This is a genomic window from Enterobacter sp. 186315 (genome assembly GCF_053290175.1).
Genome location: NZ_JBPTTK010000016.1, coordinates 61,689 through 80,530, shown reverse-complemented (window position 1 = coordinate 80,530; position 18,842 = coordinate 61,689). Strand labels below are relative to the sequence as shown.

Sequence of the window (18,842 nt, the reverse complement as noted above, 5' to 3'; positions counted from 1 at the left end):
TGCTTGCGTCTTGATTCAGGACACCAGTCCCAGCGCGCGTTTCACCGGGCCAAAACTGCGCCGATGATGTTGAGTTGCGCCATGTTCAGCCAGCTTTTCCAGATGGAAAGCGGTCGGATATCCCTTGTGCTGGGCGAAGCCATACTGGGGATAAGTGAGGTCCAGCGCGGCCATTTCGGCGTCGCGTGTCACTTTGGCAATAATAGAAGCTGCGCTAATTTCTGCGACCCGGCTGTCGCCTTTCACCACCGCCATAGAAGGCACAGGCAGTGCGGGACAACGGTTGCCGTCAATCAGCACATATTCCGGGGCAATTTTCAGGCCCGCTACCGCACGCTGCATGGCCAGCATGGTCGCGTGCAGAATGTTCAGTTTGTCGATCTCTTCCGGCTCGGCACGCCCGAGGCTCCAGGCCAGGGCTTTCTCCGTGATTTCGTCAAAGAGCGCGAGGCGGCGTTTTTCAGACAGTTTTTTAGAGTCATTCAAGCCGATAATCGGACGCGCAGGATCGAGGATCACCGCCGCCGTCACCACGGCACCGACTAACGGGCCGCGACCAACTTCATCCACGCCCGCCACGAGATGCGTGTGTGGGTAAACAAATTCCATCATTGTGCGAGCTCCAGCACCGCGTCAGCCGCCTGCTCATCGGCATTACAGCGGATCTGCTGGTGCAGTTCACGGAAAGTATCGTGCATCTGGTGGCTGGTTTTTCCGTTCGCAATAAGCGGCAGCAGCGCATCGGCTAACGCCTGCGGCTGACACTCTTCCTGCAACAGCTCTTTGACCAGCTCGCGCCCGGCAAGGAGGTTTGGCAATGAAACGTAGTCCGTTTTCACCAGCCGTTTCGCCAGCCAGAAGGTGAACGGCTTCATGCGATAGCCCACCACCATCGGACATTTCGCCAGCATACACTCGAGCGCCGCCGTACCGGATGCCAGCAGTGCCGCATCGCTCGCGACCATCGCCTCGCGGCCCTTGCCGTCCAGCAGATGAACGTGAAGATCCGGTGCGACCTCCGCTTTGATGCGCTCAAACTGCTCGCGGCGTTTGGCATTCACCAGCGGCACAACCACTTCGAGATCGGGATAGGTCTGGCGAAGGATCTGCGCCGTTTTCAGAAAATCAGCGCTGAGCATTTCCACTTCGGCACCGCGGCTTCCAGGCAGCAGCGCCAGACAGTGTGTGTCGTGGGGAATGCCCAGCACGTCACGCGCGGCGTTTTTATCCGGATCCAGCGGCATGGCATCCGCCATGGTGTGTCCGATAAAGCGGCACGGGACATTAAATTTGTCGTAAAACGCTTTTTCGAAAGGCAGAAAAGCCAGCACCAGGTTGGTGGACCGTCCGATTTTGAAAACGCGTTTCTGTCGCCACGCCCAGACGGACGGACTGACGTAGTGAATAGTTTTGATGCCCTGCTTTTTCAGGTTCCCTTCAAGAGTGATATTGAAATCGGGCGCATCGATACCGACAAACACGTCGGGTTTGAGGTCGGTAAAACGGCGGGTGAGATCGGCACGGATATGCAGCAGACGACGCAGGCGACCCAGCACTTCGACGATGCCCATCACGGCCAGCTCTTCCATTTCATACCAGGCTTCACAGCCTTCTGCCTGCATCAGCGGGCCGGCAACGCCAACAAAGCGCGCGTTAGGGACGCGGGCCTTGAGTGCGCGGATAAGGCCTGCACCAAGAATATCGCCGGAGGTTTCTCCGGCGACCAGGGCTATCGTAAGCGGACGACTGTCGACCATTAACGAATCAGACCCCTTGTTGAACGCTCAAAGAACTCCATGAACGCGTTCACTTCCGGGTGCTTATTCGCCAGCTCGGCAATTTCCGGCTTCGCCTCTTCCAGCGTTTTTCCGTTGCGGTACAGTTGCTTGTACGCGTTACGGATAGCTGTGATTGCTTCGCGGCTAAAGCCACGACGCTTGAGGCCTTCGATGTTTACGCCAAACGGCGTTGCATGGTTGCCCTGCGCAATAACGTACGGCGGGACGTCTTGCGCCACGCCGGAGCAGCCGCCGACCATCACGTGTGCACCAATGATGCAGAACTGATGAACCGCGGTCATGCCGCCAATAATTGCGAAGTCATCGACCGATACGTGTCCTGCCAGCGTTGCGTTGTTGGCAAGAATACAGCGGTTACCCACTACACAGTCATGCGCAATGTGCGCATTAACCATAAACAGGTTGTCGCTGCCCACCTTCGTCAATCCACCGCCCTGTACTGTTCCACGATGAATGGTGACGCTTTCGCGAATGCGGTTACGATCGCCGATTTCCACACGAGTCGGCTCGCCAGCATACTTAAGATCCTGGTTAGCTTCGCCGATGGAGGCGAACTGATAGATCTCGTTATTGCAGCCAATAGTCGTATGACCATTCACCACAACGTGAGATTTCAGAACTGTACCCTCACCAATTTCGACATGGGGTCCAACAATACAGAATGGGCCAATGTGAACATTCGCACCAATAATGGCGCCAACTTCCACAATCGCAGTAGGATGAATAAAGGCGGATTTATCAATCACGTATCAGGCCTCCCGGCTACGAGCACACATCATTGTCGCTTCGCAAACAACTTTACCGTCAACCAGAGCTACGCCTTTAAAGCGAGTCAGGCCACGGCGCGTTTTTTCAAAAGTGACTTCCATGATCATCTGATCACCAGGCACGACTGGACGCTTGAAGCGCGCTTCATCGATACCCGCGAAGTAGTACAGCTCACCTGGCTCCAGTTTGCCTACGCTTTTAAACGCAAGAATACCGGTAGCCTGTGCCATCGCTTCCAGGATCAACACACCCGGGAAGATAGGCTTACCAGGGAAATGCCCCTGGAAGAATGGCTCGTTAACGGAGACATTTTTCACTGCGCGCAGAAAACGACCTTCTTCAAAATCCAGCACACGATCTACCAGCAAAAACGGGTAGCGGTGCGGCAGAAGTTCTAAAATCTCTTCAATATGCAGAGTATGAGTGTCGGTAGTCAAAATACTCTTCCTGTCAAAATGTACTGAATAGCAATAATAACACGGCCTGCCGGTTTATAAGAAAGCCGACAGGCCGGGAAATTTAGCATTTAATTGATGAATGCTTAGTCTTGTTGATCGATCTTGCGCTCAATGGCTTTGAGTCGCTTGCTCATATCATCAATATTCATCACCAGAGCTGCTGTTTTACGCCACACCTTGTTAGGTTGCAGCGGGATACCAGAGGAATAGACGCCTGGCTCGGTGATAGGACGCATCACCATACCCATTCCGGTCACCGTGACTTTGTCGCATATTTCCATATGCCCGTTAATCACGCTGGCACCACCAATCATACAGTAACGGCCAATTTTGAGGCTGCCCGCCATGATGACACCACCAGCAACGGCAGTATTGTCGCCAATCACAACGTTATGTGCAATCTGACACTGATTATCGATGATAACACCGTTACCAATAATGGTGTCGTCAAGCGCACCACGGTCGATGGTCGTACAGGCACCGATCTCAACGCGATCGCCAATAATAACGCGACCAAGCTGTGGGATCTTCACCCAGTTGCCACGATCGTTGGCGTAGCCAAAGCCGTCAGAACCGATGACGGTGCTGGACTGAACGAGGCAATTCTCGCCGATCTCGACTTCGTGGTAAACGGACACATTCGCCCATAAACGGGAACCTGCGCCGATCTTTGTGTTTTTCCCAACGAAGCAACCCGGGCCGATCACGACGTTATCACCGAGCACAACCCCGGACTCGATAACGGCATTCGCACCGATTGAAACGTTGTTACCCAGCGTCGCCGTCGGATCGATTGCTGCACTGGCAGCAATGTTCTGCGCCGGCTGCGGCGTGGTATCAAGAATTTGAGCCATGCGTGCGTAGGTCAGGTAGGGATTTTTCACTACCAGCGCAGCGCCTGTGGCAAAGGGAAGATCGTCCTGCGTCAGAACAACGGCAGACGCCTGGCATTGAGCCAGATGTTCACGGTACTTAGGGCTTACCATGAAGGTGATGTTGCCCTTTTGAGCAGATTGCATGGACGCAACAGCGGTGATGACGATATCGCCATCACCGTGTAATTCTGCATCCAACTGCTGAGCTAAATCAGCCAGTCGAATAGAAGGCATTACTTATTTAACCTGTTTCAGAACATCAGCGGTGATGTCTTTAACATCGCTGCTGTTGAAAGCAACGGCATTCGCATCAACAACCAGATCGATGCTCTGATCGGCAGCTACTGATTTAACAGCAGACTGAATGCGGGTAACCAGTTTGCCACGTTCTTCGTTAGAACGACGCTGACGATCCTGCTCGAAAGCTTGTGCTTTCTGAGAGAAGGTCTGGCGCTGAGCCATTACGTCTTTTTCCAGCTTGCTACGATCAGCAGACTTCATGGTAGAACCATCACGCTGCAAACGCTGCATTTTGGACTGAAGATCGTTTTCCATACGTTGCAGTTCGCTCGCACGGCCTTTGAATTCGTTTTCCAGAGTCGCAGAAACGCCAGTTTTCTGTGCAACCTGCTGGAACAAATTACCCATGTTGACGATTGCAATTTTGTCTGCTGCCTGAGCAGAAGTTGCCATCGCTAAACCGAGACCTGCAGCTAATAACCACTTTTTCACAATTAACTCCTTACCATCCCATTGGCACCCGAAAGTACCGTTCTTTGCGTGGCAAGGCGATCGTTTTACCGATCGCCGGTTGTCAGCGCTACACAGCCAACGCATTCCTTTGCAGCGGATTATTACCAGGTTTTACCAATGTTAAACTGGAATTGTTCCGCTTTGTCTCCATCGTATTTCTTAAACGGCTGGGCGTAAGAGAAGACCAACGGCCCCAGCGGTGACATCCATTGTAATGCGATACCGGCAGACATGCGAATGTTGCTCGGATCGCTGTAGTCCGGAATACCTGCCGCGCGCGTCTGGGCAGTGTTCTCCCAGTTGGTATCCCAAACGGTACCCGCATCCACGAAGAACGAGGTACGCACAGAGTTCGCATACTTGTCGCTGATGAACGGCGTAGGCGTGATGAACTCCAGGCTTGCAACACCCATGGCGTTACCGCCTACTGCATCATCTGAGCTACAGACGTTGGCATTGCCCGCGCCATCTTTCGCTGGTTTGTCGCAGTTATCCGAGTCGTTCCCGCCGTAATACGCTGCTTTCGGACCAATGTTGTTGGACTGGAAGCCACGAACGGTACTTGAACCACCGGCGTAGAAGTTTTCATAGAACGGCAGCTCTTTGCCACCTAAACCATCGCCATAGCCCCAACGTGTACGGCCCAGAACAACCCACTTGTGGTCGTCATCAATTGGGAAGTACGACGCGGTGTCCAGCGTCACTTTGTAGAACTCGTTATCAGAACCTGGAATCGTCACTTTACCGTTCAGGTTGACACGCGAACCCTGCGTCGGGAAGTAACCACGGTCGAGGCGGTTATACGTCCAGCCATAGTTGAAGGTGAAGTCATCGGCGGCAAAGCCGTTGCTGTCACTCGACGTGCTCGCTGACTGACCGATGGAATCCAGATAACGCCACATCGCCACCTGCGGTTGCATATTGGACAGGTCGTTATGCACGTAACCTAAACCAGCACGCAGGGTGTTGTATTCGTTGATCGGGAAGCCAAGCGTGCCATCTACACCGTAGCTCTTGTTGGTATAGGTAGACAGGTCTGCGTCGTCTGCTTTGAAGTCGTTATAGAAAATACGACCGCCCAGGCTCACACCGTCAACGGTGAAGTATGGGTTAGTCACAGAGAACTCAGAGTAGGTCTGGTAGTCGTTTTTCGTGCCGTTGATACCAACAGAGTAACCCGTACCCAGCCAGTTATCCTGCTGGACACCGACCTGGAAGCTCACGCCACTTTCAGTACCGTAACCCACACCGAAGTTGAAGCTACCGGTGTTACGCTCTTTAACCTTATAAACGACATCAACCTGATCGGGACGACCCGGTACACGCTGCGTATCGGTATCAACCGTTTCGAAGTAGCCCAGACGGTTCAGACGCTCTTTACCCTGGTCTACCAGATCGCTTCCCAGCCACGCCCCTTCCATCTGACGCATTTCACGGCGCAGAACGGAATCTTTAGAGGTATCGTTGCCTTCGAAGCGGATCTTACGCACGTAGAAACGGTTACCCGCGTCCACATTGACGTGTAGCTTAACGGTTTTATCCGTGTCGTTGATCTCTGGTTGAGTTTGTACGCGCGGGTAGGCATAACCATAGCGGCCGAGCAGCTTCTTAATGCTGTCTTCCATTTTGGTGACTTTAGAGCCACTGTACAGATCGCCCGGCTGAATTTTTGTCAGCGACTCAATCTCAGCAGAATGCCCGGCCAGGTTGCCACTTACTTCAACGCCAGAAAGCTTGTACTGATCGCCTTCAGTGATGTTAACCGTAATGTAGATGCCTTTCTTGTCCGGAGTCAGACTGACCTGAGTCGAATCAATGTTGAAACGCGCGTAGCCGCGATCCAGGTAGTAGCTGCGCAGGGTTTCAAGGTCGCCCGCCAGCTTCTGTTTCTGGTATTTACGATCGCCTACCACGTTCCACCACGGCACTTCATCGCGCAGCTGGAAGGTGGAGATCAGTTCGTCGGTGCTGAAAGCGTGGTTACCGACGATGTTGATCTGTTGGATCTTCGCCGAAACACCTTCCTGGAACACCAGCTTCAGATCGACGCGGTTACGCGGCAGCGGTGTAACAACCGCCTTCACGCTGGCGCTGTATTTACCGACGCTGTAGTAGAAGTCTTCCAGACCTTTTTCAATGTCTGAAAGGGTTGTGCGGTCCAGAGATTCCCCCACACGAACGCCAGATGCTTCAAGGTTCTGCTTGAGCATGTCATCTTTTACCGACTTGTTGCCGGAGAAAGTGATACTGGCGATCGTTGGACGTTCTTTTACCTGAACCAGCAGCGTATCACCATCGCGTAGGACGCGGACGTCCTCAAAGTTGCCGGTGGCAAACAGAGCACGGATGGTGTTACTGATATCATCATCATTAACCGTATCGCCAGGGCGCACAGGCATACTGAGGAGGGCCGCACCAACGGCGACACGCTGAAGGCCTTCGAAATGAATGTCTTTCACTACGAACCCGTCAGCACCGTATACGGTGGCGCTGCTAAACAGCAGCGACGCTATGAGCAACTTTTTCATCGCCATCGTTATTATGCGTTCTTCCTAACTAACTCTCTTACAACCGAGAGAAATCATTGAAAAGTGCAAGCCCCATTAACAGCACCAGCAAAATCGAGCCAATGCGATAACTAAAGTCTTGAACTCGCTCGGATACCGGTCCGCCTTTTAGCTTTTCAATCGCCAAAAACAGCAGATGACCCCCGTCTAATACGGGAAGCGGGAACAGGTTGATTATCCCGAGGTTCACGCTAATGAGCGCGAGAAACATGAGATAGTAAATCACCCCGAATTCCGCTGACATCCCAGCCCCCTGAGCTATCGAAATAGGCCCACTGAGGTTGTTCAGTTTCACATCACCGGTTATCAATTTCCCCAACATGTTGACCGTTAGCTTCATCAGTTGCCATGTTTTATCCGTGGCTTCAAGGATGGCGCTAAACGGCCCATACTGGCGTATTGTCTTGTACTCATCTGGCAGTGGGATCACTTTCGGCACTACGCCAGCAAAACCTTCCGCTTTTCCGCCGCCCGATTTGGTATCCGGGATTAGCGTCAGTGAGAGCGGACTCCCCTGCCTTTCAACGTCCAGTGCGAGTGACGTACCTGGATTATCGCGCACCAGATTAACAAAGGTCATCCATTGTGTTAATGGTTGACCATCGACTTTAACGATCCTGTCGCCCGCTTGCAAACCCGCTTTACTCGCCGCCGAGTTCGCCTGTACTTCGGCTAATACCGGTTCGATCTGCGCGCCGCGCGGTCGAATCCCCAGTGATGAAACCGGATCTTCTTTGTCAGGCTCGAAACGCCAGTGGCGTAAATCCAGAACTTTCTCCTGCCGCTGGTCAGCACCGAACGGCGACACGCTGACGGTGGTCTGCTCGTCGCCGATTTTCGCTACCAGTTGCAGTCGCACGGCATCCCAATCAGGGGTTTCGATACCGTCAATCGCTTTAAGTTCCATCCCCGGCATAATTTGCGCACTCGCCGCGATGGAGTCAGGGGCAATTTCACCCACAACCGGGCGTACGCCAGGGACGCCGATGATAAACACCAGCCAGTAGGCGAAGATAGCGAAGATGAAATTGGCTACCGGTCCGGCAGCAATGATGGCGGCACGTTGTCCAACGGTTTTGTTGTTAAACGCGCTGTGTCGTAGTTCAGGGGCAACCGGCTCGACGCGTTCGTCGAGCATTTTGACATAGCCGCCCAGAGGAATGAGTGCGATGACAAACTCGGTGCCACGCTTGTCGGTGCGCTTCCAGAGCGATTTACCAAATCCGATGGAGAATCGCTCTACCCGCACACCGCAGCGCCGAGCAACCCAGAAATGGCCAAATTCATGCACGGTAATCAGTACACCCAGTGCAACAATGAACGCCGCCAGATTCCAGAGAATGCTCAGCATAAAACCTTCCGTTAAATCGTCCCGAATACCAGTAAAAGCAGGCAAGCAAACACTGGAACAGCCGCTGTCAGGCTGTCAATGCGATCCAGTATACCGCCATGTCCTGGGATAAGGTGACCACTATCTTTAATCCCTGCTTCGCGCTTAAACATGCTCTCGGTTAAATCACCAAGAACAGAGGCCAGCGCAGCGAAAATAGAGCATACCAGCAGCGTTGACGGTGCAACTTCAAGATTCGCCCAGACGCCGTAGCCCCAGGAGATAATCGCTGCTGTAAACAGGCCGCCAATGAATCCTTGCCAGGTTTTTCCCGGCGAAACTTTCGGTGCGAGCTTATGTTTGCCAAACAGTTTACCAAACATATAAGCACCGGAGTCAGCTCCCCAGACGAGGATCATCACGTAGAGCAGCCACAATGCACCGCTGTAGTGGTTGTCATCATAGTGCCACGCGCGCAGCGCGAGCATTCCCCAGAAAAAGGGAACAATGGTGAGCAGACCAAAAATCAGGCGTAAGATTTTAGAGTTACGCCACAGCGCCGCCGAGCCTGGATAAAAAAGCACCAGCAACAGCGCCGCAACCCACCAGCCTAACGACACCCACAGTGCGCCAGCCACCAGCGGTTGATGAATATCATGGTGATATTCAGGCAAAGTAAACAGCATCAGGGCCAGGATTAAGCCACAGAGCACCGCCAGCCATACCCGCTGCGTGCGCGAGGTAAAGCCGCTAAACTGTCCCCATTCCCACGCGGCGAGCATACACACCACCAGCGTGACAATAGCGAATCCCACTGGAGGCAGTAAAAACAGCGCCGCAATGACAATGGGTATTAATACAAAAGCGGAAATCAGGCGATACTTCAGCAAAAGCTACCCCCATCAGGCTTTGTCGCCACCAGGCTCTGTACCGCCGAAACGACGCTCTCGGTTGGCAAAGGCATGAAGCGCACCTTCAAAGTCTTGTTCATCAAAATCGGGCCAAAGAACATCAGTAAAGTAAAGTTCGGCATAGGCGATTTGCCAAAGCAAAAAGTTACTTATGCGGTGTTCTCCCCCTGTCCTAATTACCAAATCCACGGGAGCCAGTTCATTCATGCAGATTTGCTGACCCAGCGCCTCTTCATCAATCTGGTCGGGTCTCAACAGCCCTTCCTGAACCTGTTCGGCCAGATGCCGAACGCCCTGGATAATATCCCAGCGTCCGCCGTAATTCGCCGCGATATTGAGCGTCAGACCGGTATTATTTTCCGTCAACGCTTCTGCTTTACGAATCCGTTCCTGCAAACGTGAGTTAAAACGACTGGTTTCACCGATGATACGCAGACGGACATTGTGGCGGTGCAGGCTTTTTACTTCGCTGTCGAGCGCCCACACGAACAGTTCCATCAACGCAGTCACTTCCTGCGCAGGTCGGTTCCAGTTTTCACTGCTAAAAGCATAGAGCGTTAACGCATCAATGCCGTTATTGGCGGCAAAAGAAACGGCGCGGCGAACGGATTTCGCCCCAGCTTTATGCCCAAAGGCTCGTATCTTCCCTTGTCTTTTCGCCCAGCGGCCGTTGCCATCCATGATGATTGCTACATGACGGCAGCCATGAGCTGGCAAGTTTTCGCTTATTGGTTGATTCGCAGACAACATAACGCGTTTTTAGTCCCTGAAAAGGATTTAACGGTACTCAGGAATACTGAAGCCTAAACATAAAAAAGCCGTGTCAAACCACGGCTTACCTGACCACATAAAGCCAAATACCTGCGATCAGGTGGCGCAGACTATATCACTGAAGCCCTACGCTAACAAATGGCACGACGACTACTGGTTGGTTTATCACCAGCTTGCGAGATGCGTCACCTGTTTACGTGCAATAATACGCGCCCGTTCATCCACCGCCAGCACCTCTTCCACGCTCTGTGGCTCACGCAAATCCATCATGTCCAGCACCGACAAATTCAGTGCCGCAATATCGGTAAAGCGGATTTGCTGATTCAGAAATGCCTCAACGGTAATCTCATTGGCTGCGTTAAGTGCCGTCGTTGCCGCCTGGCCCCGATCGAAGGCCGTCATCGCAAGCTTCAGACACGGATAACGGTCGTAGTCAGGCTCACTGAACGTCAGCGAACTCAGCTTGCAAAAATCGAGCGGCTTCACGCCTGATTTCACCCGGTTTGGCCACGCCATGGTGTGCGCGATAGGGGTTCGCATGTCCGGCTCACCCAGCTGTGCCAGCACGCTACCGTCCTGATATCGCACCATCGAATGAATCACCGACTGCGGGTGGATCAGCACTTCCATCTGTTTCGCCGACGCGTTAAACAGCCAGCGGGCTTCAATGTATTCCAGACCTTTATTCATCATGGTGGCGGAATCAACGGAGATCTTACGCCCCATCGACCAGTTCGGATGACGACACGCCTGATCCGGCGTCATTGCGCTCAGTTCAGACAGCGGCGTTTCACGGAACGGGCCACCAGACCCGGTAAGCAGAATGGATACCACGCCATTTTGCTCCAGGTCAGCGTACCCCAGGTTCTGTTGAAAGGGTTGGGGTAAACTCTGAAAAATCGCGTTGTGCTCGCTATCTACGGGCAACAACCGCGCCCCGCGCTGCTTCACCGCTTCCATGAACAGGCGTCCGCAGGTCACCAGAGACTCTTTGTTGGCCAGCAGCACCGTTTTACCGGCATCAATAGCGGCAAGCGTCGGCAGAAGACCCGCCGCCCCGACGATTGCCGCCATCACCTGATCGACCTCGCTCAATGCCGCCATGTCGCAGGCCGCCTTTTGACCGCTCAACACTTCCGTGCGGCTGCCTTTCTCAGAGAGGTGCGCTTTAACCTGGCGCGCGCTGTTCTCATCATCCATGACCGCGTAGCGAGGCGAAAACTCCAGACACTGCTCTACCATGCGCTGCACGTTCTTTCCGGCCACGAGAGCCGTCACGGTATAGAGGTCAGGATTATGGCGAACAACGTCGAGAGTGCTGCAACCTATAGAGCCCGTTGAGCCAAGGAGAGTTAAATGCTTCATGAGATGCCCGGAGAAAGTTAGACCAGATAAAAGCAAAACGCCGCCAGCAAGCCAAAGGCTCTCTGAACGGCGTTTATCAGTTTACGACAGAAATCAGAACTGCATCAGTTCCGCTTCTTTTTCTGCCAGCGCCGCGTCAATTTTCTTGATAGCGGCGTCAGTCATTTTCTGCACGTCGTCCTGGGAACGACGATCGTCGTCTTCGCTGATCTCTTTGTCTTTCAGCAGGGCTTTCACTTTATCGTTCGCATCGCGACGCACGTTACGCACGGAGACACGACCCTGCTCGGCTTCACCACGCACCACTTTGATTAGGTCTTTACGACGCTCTTCGGTCAGCGGAGGCAGCGGAACGCGGATATCAGTGCCGGCAGAGCTTGGGTTCAGGCCCAGGTCGGACGCCATGATCGCTTTCTCAACGGCAGGACCCATAGAACGGTCGAATACGTTGATTTTCAGCGTACGGGTATCTTCAACGGTGACGTTAGCCAGCTGACGCAGCGGGGTAGGCGTGCCGTAGTATTCCACAACGATGCCATCCAGCAGGCTTGGGGAAGCACGGCCGGTACGAATTTTGCTGATTTGGTTTTTGAACGCTTCTACGCATTTTTCCATGCGTACTTCTGCATCTTTTCTGATGTCGTTAATCACGTTACGGATCCTTGAAAACTTGTCTCAGGCAGACTATCCGCCAGCACAGCTGCTACAGGTGTGCTAAGTATAGTCGCGTTTAATTCATGACAACGCCAAAGGCGCGTCCGGGTAAGATACCACTACAAAATAAAGCGGAATCTTACCTGTATTTATCGTCAACGGAAATTATTCCGTGATCAAAGTGCCTTCTTTTTCGCCCATGACAACGCGACGCAGCGCGCCAGGCTTGTTCATGTTAAAGACACGGATCGGCAGTTTGTGGTCGCGAGCCAGCGTGAAGGCGGCAAGATCCATCACTTTCAGCTCTTTATCCAGCACTTCGCTGTAGGTCAGCTGATCGTACATGGTGGCAGACGGATCTTTTGCCGGATCGGCAGTAAACACGCCGTCAACTTTGGTCGCTTTCAGCACCACATCGGCTTCGATTTCGATACCGCGCAGGCAGGCGGCGGAATCGGTAGTAAAGAACGGGTTACCCGTACCGGCGGAGAGGATCACCACGCGGTTGTTGCGCAGCAGGCTGATGGCTTCTGCCCAGCTGTAGTTATCGCAAACGCCATTCAGTGGAATTGCGGACATCAGGCGGGCGTTCACATAGGCGCGATGGAGCGCATCACGCATCGCCAGGCCATTCATTACGGTTGCCAGCATCCCCATGTGGTCGCCCACAACGCGGTTCATCCCCGCTTTCGCCAGACCAGCACCACGGAAAAGGTTGCCACCGCCAATGACCACGCCAACCTGAATACCCAGTTCGACCAGTTCTTTGATTTCCTGTGCCATGCGATCAAGGATGCTTGCGTCAATACCGAAGCCTTCGGATCCTTGCAGCGCTTCGCCACTCAGCTTAAGCAGAATGCGTTTGTACACGGGTTTTGCATTGGTAGCCATGTTTCTTTCCTGAGACTGTCAACGATTAAGATGGGGGTTAATTCTGGCGACATCATATGTCGCATATCAGCACAGAGATAGGGAGCCTGTCTGATTTGATGTGACGGGTGACAAAAAGAAGCCGCCCTCAGGCGGCTCCTTTTTCATCATTAAGACTGCTTGGACATTGCAGCAACTTCTGCTGCGAAGTCAGTCTCAACTTTCTCGATGCCTTCGCCCACTTCGAAGCGGATGAAGCCAGTTACGTCAGCGTTGTGCTCTTTCAGCAGCTGAGCAACAGACTTGCTTGGATCCATTACGAAAGGCTGGCCAGTCAGAGAAACTTCGCCGGTGAATTTCTTCATGCGGCCTTCAACCATTTTCTCTGCGATTTCTTTTGGCTTACCAGACTGCATCGCGATGTCCAGCTGAACCTGGTACTCTTTCTCTACCACTTCAGCAGACACGTCTTCTGGCTTAACGAATTCTGGCTTGCTTGCAGCGATGTGCATTGCCAGCTGTTTAACCAGCTCTTCGTCAGCGCCTTTAGCCGCAACCAGAACACCGATACGTGCGCCGTGCTGGTATGAACCCAGAACGTCACCTTCCAGAGAAGATACGCGACGGATGTTGATGTTCTCACCGATTTTAGCAACCAGAGCAACACGTTCTTCTTCGAACTGTGCTTTCAGAACTTCAACGTCAGTGATTTTGCCAGCAACAGCTGCGTCCAGAACTTTGTTCGCAAATGCCTGGAAACCGCCATCTTTTGCTACGAAGTCAGTCTGGCAGTTAACTTCCAGAATGATGCCGTAGTTGCCGTCGATCTTGGTGATGATCACGCCGTCAGCAGCAACGTTGCCTGCTTTTTTAGCTGCTTTGATCGCACCGGATTTACGCATGTTTTCGATTGCCAGCTCGATGTCGCCGTTCGCTTCAGTCAGCGCTTTTTTGCAATCCATCATGCCTGCGCCAGTACGCTCACGCAGCTCTTTTACCAGGGATGCGGTAATTTCAGCCATTCTTAAATCCTCGGGAGATGTGAACTGCCCGGCCAGAAGCCAAACAGTATAAATTGAAAAAAGGGGCCGATAATTGGCCCCTATTCATACACGGTACTAATAAGGGGTGTCGCCTTATTATTCAGCTTCTACGAAGCTTTCTTCCGCCTGAGAAGCCAGATCCTGAGAACGGCCTTCACGAACGGTAGCTGCTACAGCACCCAGGTACAGGCTAACGGCACGGATTGCATCGTCGTTACCCGGGATAACGAAGTCAACACCGTCCGGATCGGAGTTGGTATCAACGATAGCGAATACCGGGATACCCAGGTTGTTAGCTTCTTTGATTGCGATGTGCTCGTGGTCTGCATCGATTACGAACAGCGCGTCTGGCAGGCCGCCCATATCTTTGATACCGCCCAGGCTGTTTTCCAGCTTGTCCAGTTCACGAGTGCGCATCAGCGCTTCTTTCTTAGTCAGCTTATCGAAAGTACCGTCCTGAGACTGGGTTTCCAGATCTTTCAGGCGTTTGATGGACTGACGAACGGTTTTCCAGTTGGTCAGCATGCCGCCCAACCAGCGATGGTTCACGAAGAACTGATCGCAGCTGTTAGCAGCATCTTTCACAGCTTCGCTTGCAGCGCGCTTAGTACCAACGAACAGAATCTTACCTTTACGGGAAGAGATCTTGCTCAGCTCAGCCAGGGCTTCGTTGAACATTGGTACAGTTTTCTCAAGGTTGATGATGTGAACTTTGTTACGCGCGCCGAAGATGAAAGGCTTCATTTTCGGGTTCCAGTAACGGGTCTGGTGACCGAAGTGAACACCAGCCTTGAGCATGTCGCGCATGGAAACAGTTGCCATGTTTAAAACCTCTATTTAAAAGTTGGGGTTATGCCTCCACGTATCCCATGTTACCGACCCCAAGGGGCACCCCGGAACATGTGCCGATACGTGTGTGTTATTACACAAAGTGAGATTTGTCGCCTCCGTCCATACTGTGTATATGAAATGGATCGGAAGTCCGGCGCGCTTTATACCACAAAACGCCGTCGGAAACCAACAGTTGTTGGCGGAGTGTGCTGCTAATGATTCTCAATTTGGCACGGGGTGCGCCTGACTGATACCATTAACGGCACTCAGACTAGTATTGTCGAAAAAATCGACACCGATGGACAGATTACATGGCTATCTCTATTAAGACCCCTGAAGAAATTGAAAAAATGCGCGTCGCCGGTCGTCTGGCCGCTGAAGTGCTTGAAATGATCGAGCCGTTTGTTAAACCGGGCGTCAGCACCGGCGAACTGGATCGCATCTGTAACGACTATATTGTCAACGAGCAGCACGCCGTTTCTGCGTGTCTCGGCTATCACGGTTTCCCGAAATCCGTCTGCATCTCCATTAATGAAGTGGTGTGCCACGGTATTCCGGACGACGAAAAGCTGCTGAAAGATGGCGACATCGTGAATATCGACGTGACCGTCATTAAAGACGAGTACCACGGCGACACCTCGAAGATGTTCATCGTGGGCAAACCCACCATTCTGGGCGAACGTCTGTGTAAAGTGACGCAAGAGAGCCTCTACCTGGCGCTGAAAATGGTGAAGCCGGGTATTCGCCTGCGCACTATCGGTGCGGCTATCCAGAAATTTGTGGAAGCAGAAGGCTTCTCCGTGGTGCGCGAATACTGCGGTCACGGCATTGGCCGCGTCTTCCACGAAGAGCCGCAGGTTCTGCACTATGATGCCGATGACGGCGGTGTGGTGCTGCAAAAAGGCATGACCTTCACCATCGAGCCAATGGTTAACTCCGGCGATTACCGCATCCGCACCATGAAAGATGGCTGGACGGTGAAAACCAAAGACAGAAGCTTGTCTGCGCAGTACGAGCATACTATTGTGGTAACAGACAACGGCTGCGAAATTATGACGTTGCGCAAGGATGACACCATCCCGGCAATACTGACGAACATTGAATAATAAAAAGCCGGCAAATGCCGGCTTTTTTAATGGCGATAGCTTTTTCTTATGGGTGGCACGCGATGAGTAATCTCTTACCCGAACAGTATGCTAACACTGCACTTCCCACCCTCCCCGACCAGCCCGATAACCCGGGCGTCTGGCCGCCGCAGGAGCTGACCTGTGCCCATATCAAAGCGCACCTGATCGCGTTCCAGCGCTGGCTGGGCAGCGCGTTTGACGCGGGCATTTCGGCTGAAGAGCTTATTGAGGCGCGCACCGAATTTATCGACCAGCTTCTGCAACGTCTGTGGATCGATTACGGCTTCGGCCAGATAAGCGACGTGGCGCTGGTTGCCGTCGGGGGATACGGTCGCGGTGAGCTTCATCCGCTTTCGGATATCGACCTGCTGATCTTAAGCCGCAAAAAGCTGCCGGACGATCGGGCGCAGAAAATCGGCGAGCTGCTCACGCTGCTGTGGGACGTGAAGCTGGAGGTCGGGCACAGCGTGCGTACTCTGGAAGAGTGTCTGCTCGAAGGGTTATCGGATCTGACCGTCGCCACCAACCTGATTGAAACGCGCCTGCTGATTGGCGATGTCGCCCTGTTTCTGGAGCTGCAAAAGCACATTTTCAGCGACGGCTTCTGGCCGTCTGAGAAGTTCTTCGCCGCGAAGGTCGAGGAGCAAAATCAGCGCCACCAGCGCTACCACGGCACCAGCTATAACCTCGAACCCGATATCAAAAGCAGCCCCGGCGGCCTGCGCGACATCCACACCCTGCAATGGGTCGCCCGTCGCCATTTCGGCGCCACGTCGCTCGACGAGATGGTCGGTTTCGGCTTTTTGACCGAGGCCGAGCGTAACGAGCTGAACGAGTGCCTGCACCTGCTGTGGCGCATCCGTTTTGCCCTGCATCTGGAGGTGACGCGCTACGATAACCGCCTGCTGTTTGACCGCCAGCTGAGCGTTGCCCAGCGCCTGAACTACAGCGGCGAAGGTAACGAGCCGGTCGAGCAGATGATGAAGGATTTCTTCCGCGTCACCCGCCGCGTGGGCGAGCTGAACCACATGCTGCTGCAACTCTTCGACGAAGCGATCCTGGCCCTGACCGAAGATGAAAAGCCGCGCGCGATCGATGACGAATTCCAGCTGCGCGGCACGCTTATCGATCTGCGCGATGAAACGCTGTTCATGCGCGAGCCGCAGGCGATCCTGCGAATGTTCTACACCATGGTGCGCAACAGCACCATCACCGGCATCTACTCCACTACCCTGCGCCATCTGCGCCATGCCCGTCGTCACCTGACCCAGCCGCTGTGCTACATACCCGAAGCGCGCTCGCTGTTTCTCAGTATGTTGCGCCATCCCGGCGCGGTTCGCCGTGGCCTGCTGCCCATGCACCGCCACAGCGTGCTGTGGGCCTATATGCCCCAGTGGTCGCACATCGTCGGGCAGATGCAGTTCGATCTTTTCCACGCCTACACGGTGGATGAACACACCATCCGCGTGATGCTCAAGCTCGAAAGCTTCGCGCAGGAAGAGACGCGTTCGCGCCATCCGCTGTGCGTTGAGCTGTGGCCGCGCCTGGCGCACCCGGAGCTGATCCTGATCGCCGCGCTGTTCCACGACATTGCCAAAGGGCGCGGCGGGGACCACTCAATTCTCGGCGCGCAGGACGTGCTGAAATTTGCCGAACTGCACGGTCTGAATTCACGCGAAACCCAGCTAGTTGCCTGGCTGGTGCGTAACCACCTGCTGATGTCGGTCACGGCGCAGCGTCGCGATATTCAGGATCCCGAGGTGATTAAACAGTTCGCAAAAGAGGTGCAAACGGAGAACCGCCTGCGCTATCTGGTGTGCCTGACGGTGGCGGATATTTGCGCCACCAACGAAACGCTGTGGAACAGCTGGAAGCAGAGCCTGCTGCGCGAGCTCTATTTCGCCACCGAGAAACAGCTGCGTCGCGGGATGCAAAATACGCCGGACATGCGCGAGCGCGTTCGCCATCACCAGCTTCAGGCGCTGGCGCTGCTGCGGATGGATAATATTAATGAAGAGGCGTTGCATCAGATTTGGGCGCGCTGTCGCGCCAACTACTTTGTGCGTCACAGCCCGAACCAGCTTGCCTGGCACGCGCGCCACCTGCTTAAGCACGATCTGTCGAAACCGCTGATCCTGCTGAGCCCGCAGGCCACGCGCGGCGGGACGGAGATCTTTATCTGGAGCCCGGATCGCGCCTACCTGTTTGCCGCCGTGTGTGCCGAACTCGACAGGCGTAACCTGAGCGTTCACGACGCGCAGATCTTCACGACCCGTGACGGGATGGCAATGGATACCTTTATTGTGCTTGAGCCGGACGGCAGCCCGCTGTCGCCAGACAGGCATGAAGGCATTCGGTTTGGTCTGGAGCAGGCGATTACCCAGCACAGCTGGCAGCCGCCGCAGCCGCGTCGCCAGCCGGCGAAGCTGCGCCACTTTACGGTGGATACCGAGGTCAATTTCCTGCCGACCCACACCGAGCGAAAATCGTTCCTCGAACTGATCGCGCTGGACCAGCCAGGGCTTCTCGCCCGCGTCGGCCAGGTGTTTGCGGATCTGGGAATTTCGCTTCATGGGGCAAGAATTACAACCATTGGCGAGCGAGTAGAAGATTTATTCATAATCGCTACGGCCGACCGGCGTGCCCTTAATAATGACCTGCAACTTGAAGTGCAACAACGGTTGACAGCAGCCCTCAATCCAAACGATAAAGGGTGACGT

The 18,842-nt window shown here is 53.9% G+C and carries 17 protein-coding genes; 2 read left to right on the top strand and 15 right to left on the bottom strand.

Annotation, left to right across the window (positions count from 1 at the left end; translation table 11 throughout):
• Positions 1 to 15: 15 nt before the first annotated feature.
• From rnhB to rpsB, 15 genes are all read right to left on the bottom strand, one after another.
• Positions 16 to 612, bottom strand: coding sequence for a ribonuclease HII (rnhB, locus tag ACSVHP_RS16955; protein WP_234675577.1), 597 nt, complete (start codon positions 610 to 612; stop codon positions 16 to 18).
• Positions 609 to 1,757 (bottom strand): lipid-A-disaccharide synthase, encoded by a 1,149-nt coding sequence (gene lpxB / locus ACSVHP_RS16950; protein ID WP_447552511.1) that lies wholly within the window; start codon positions 1,755 to 1,757, stop codon positions 609 to 611. The genes rnhB and lpxB overlap by 4 nt, the downstream gene beginning before the upstream one ends.
• Positions 1,757 to 2,545: an acyl-ACP--UDP-N-acetylglucosamine O-acyltransferase gene (gene lpxA / locus ACSVHP_RS16945; protein ID WP_234675575.1), complete on the bottom strand. Its 789-nt coding sequence runs from the start codon at positions 2,543 to 2,545 to the stop codon at positions 1,757 to 1,759. The genes lpxB and lpxA overlap by 1 nt, the downstream gene beginning before the upstream one ends.
• Before the next feature lie 3 nt (positions 2,546 to 2,548).
• Positions 2,549 to 3,004 carry a 3-hydroxyacyl-ACP dehydratase FabZ gene (fabZ, locus tag ACSVHP_RS16940; RefSeq protein WP_007373234.1) on the bottom strand — a complete coding sequence of 152 codons (456 nt, stop codon included), beginning with the start codon at positions 3,002 to 3,004 and terminating at the stop codon, positions 2,549 to 2,551.
• 104 nt (positions 3,005 to 3,108) lie between these two features.
• Entirely contained in the window at positions 3,109 to 4,134 is a 1,026-nt protein-coding gene (lpxD, locus tag ACSVHP_RS16935; RefSeq protein ID WP_234675574.1) for a UDP-3-O-(3-hydroxymyristoyl)glucosamine N-acyltransferase, read from the bottom strand.
• Positions 4,135 to 4,137: 3 nt separating this feature from the next.
• Positions 4,138 to 4,632, bottom strand: a complete 495-nt coding sequence (gene skp, locus ACSVHP_RS16930; protein ID WP_234675573.1) for a molecular chaperone Skp — start codon at positions 4,630 to 4,632, stop codon at positions 4,138 to 4,140.
• Between the two features lie 122 nt (positions 4,633 to 4,754).
• Positions 4,755 to 7,187, bottom strand: coding sequence for an outer membrane protein assembly factor BamA (bamA, locus tag ACSVHP_RS16925; RefSeq protein WP_234675572.1), 2,433 nt, complete (start codon positions 7,185 to 7,187; stop codon positions 4,755 to 4,757).
• A gap of 31 nt (positions 7,188 to 7,218) precedes the next feature.
• On the bottom strand, positions 7,219 to 8,571 hold the full coding sequence (rseP, locus tag ACSVHP_RS16920) for a sigma E protease regulator RseP (protein ID WP_234675571.1): 1,353 nt from the start codon (positions 8,569 to 8,571) through the stop codon (positions 7,219 to 7,221).
• Between the two features lie 11 nt (positions 8,572 to 8,582).
• Positions 8,583 to 9,440 (bottom strand): phosphatidate cytidylyltransferase, encoded by an 858-nt coding sequence (gene cdsA / locus ACSVHP_RS16915; protein ID WP_417315127.1) that lies wholly within the window; start codon positions 9,438 to 9,440, stop codon positions 8,583 to 8,585.
• A gap of 12 nt (positions 9,441 to 9,452) precedes the next feature.
• Positions 9,453 to 10,211, bottom strand: a complete 759-nt coding sequence (gene ispU, locus ACSVHP_RS16910; protein WP_234675569.1) for a (2E,6E)-farnesyl-diphosphate-specific ditrans,polycis-undecaprenyl-diphosphate synthase — start codon at positions 10,209 to 10,211, stop codon at positions 9,453 to 9,455.
• 186 nt (positions 10,212 to 10,397) lie between these two features.
• Positions 10,398 to 11,597 carry a 1-deoxy-D-xylulose-5-phosphate reductoisomerase gene (ispC, locus tag ACSVHP_RS16905; RefSeq protein ID WP_447552510.1) on the bottom strand — a complete coding sequence of 400 codons (1,200 nt, stop codon included), beginning with the start codon at positions 11,595 to 11,597 and terminating at the stop codon, positions 10,398 to 10,400.
• Positions 11,598 to 11,690: 93 nt separating this feature from the next.
• Positions 11,691 to 12,248, bottom strand: a complete 558-nt coding sequence (frr, locus tag ACSVHP_RS16900) for a ribosome recycling factor (RefSeq protein WP_234675567.1) — start codon at positions 12,246 to 12,248, stop codon at positions 11,691 to 11,693.
• A gap of 168 nt (positions 12,249 to 12,416) precedes the next feature.
• A complete protein-coding gene (gene pyrH / locus ACSVHP_RS16895) occupies positions 12,417 to 13,142 on the bottom strand; it encodes a UMP kinase (RefSeq protein ID WP_004098747.1) in 726 nt (241 codons plus the stop codon).
• 149 nt (positions 13,143 to 13,291) lie between these two features.
• The gene (tsf, locus tag ACSVHP_RS16890) at positions 13,292 to 14,143 is read right to left on the bottom strand and encodes a translation elongation factor Ts (protein WP_014882627.1); all 852 of its coding nucleotides are present in this window, start codon (positions 14,141 to 14,143) and stop codon (positions 13,292 to 13,294) included.
• A 117-nt stretch (positions 14,144 to 14,260) separates the two neighbouring features.
• Positions 14,261 to 14,986 (bottom strand): 30S ribosomal protein S2, encoded by a 726-nt coding sequence (gene rpsB / locus ACSVHP_RS16885; RefSeq protein ID WP_234675566.1) that lies wholly within the window; start codon positions 14,984 to 14,986, stop codon positions 14,261 to 14,263.
• 320 nt (positions 14,987 to 15,306) lie between these two features.
• On the opposite strand from rpsB, the gene map reads away from it, so the two are divergent.
• Together map and glnD are read left to right on the top strand one after the other, a co-directional pair.
• On the top strand, positions 15,307 to 16,101 hold the full coding sequence (gene map / locus ACSVHP_RS16880) for a type I methionyl aminopeptidase (RefSeq protein WP_234675565.1): 795 nt from the start codon (positions 15,307 to 15,309) through the stop codon (positions 16,099 to 16,101).
• A 62-nt stretch (positions 16,102 to 16,163) separates the two neighbouring features.
• Positions 16,164 to 18,839, top strand: coding sequence for a bifunctional uridylyltransferase/uridylyl-removing protein GlnD (gene glnD / locus ACSVHP_RS16875; protein ID WP_417315121.1), 2,676 nt, complete (start codon positions 16,164 to 16,166; stop codon positions 18,837 to 18,839).
• Positions 18,840 to 18,842 lie beyond the last annotated feature (3 nt).

What these genes read in the sequence shown, in the direction of transcription:
- rnhB (WP_234675577.1), bottom strand. Translation starts at nt 612, where the DNA reads ATGATGGAATTTGTTTACCCACACACGCATCTCGTGGCGGGCGTGGAT.
- lpxB (WP_447552511.1), bottom strand. Translation starts at nt 1,757, where the DNA reads ATGGTCGACAGTCGTCCGCTTACGATAGCCCTGGTCGCCGGAGAAACC.
- lpxD (WP_234675574.1), bottom strand. Translation starts at nt 4,134, where the DNA reads ATGCCTTCTATTCGACTGGCTGATTTAGCTCAGCAGTTGGATGCAGAA.
- bamA (WP_234675572.1), bottom strand. Translation starts at nt 7,187, where the DNA reads ATGGCGATGAAAAAGTTGCTCATAGCGTCGCTGCTGTTTAGCAGCGCC.
- rseP (WP_234675571.1), bottom strand. Translation starts at nt 8,571, where the DNA reads ATGCTGAGCATTCTCTGGAATCTGGCGGCGTTCATTGTTGCACTGGGT.
- ispU (WP_234675569.1), bottom strand. Translation starts at nt 10,211, where the DNA reads ATGTTGTCTGCGAATCAACCAATAAGCGAAAACTTGCCAGCTCATGGC.
- ispC (WP_447552510.1), bottom strand. Translation starts at nt 11,597, where the DNA reads ATGAAGCATTTAACTCTCCTTGGCTCAACGGGCTCTATAGGTTGCAGC.
- pyrH (WP_004098747.1), bottom strand. Translation starts at nt 13,142, where the DNA reads ATGGCTACCAATGCAAAACCCGTGTACAAACGCATTCTGCTTAAGCTG.
- tsf (WP_014882627.1), bottom strand. Translation starts at nt 14,143, where the DNA reads ATGGCTGAAATTACCGCATCCCTGGTAAAAGAGCTGCGTGAGCGTACT.
- rpsB (WP_234675566.1), bottom strand. Translation starts at nt 14,986, where the DNA reads ATGGCAACTGTTTCCATGCGCGACATGCTCAAGGCTGGTGTTCACTTC.
- map (WP_234675565.1), top strand. Translation starts at nt 15,307, where the DNA reads ATGGCTATCTCTATTAAGACCCCTGAAGAAATTGAAAAAATGCGCGTC.
- glnD (WP_417315121.1), top strand. Translation starts at nt 16,164, where the DNA reads ATGAGTAATCTCTTACCCGAACAGTATGCTAACACTGCACTTCCCACC.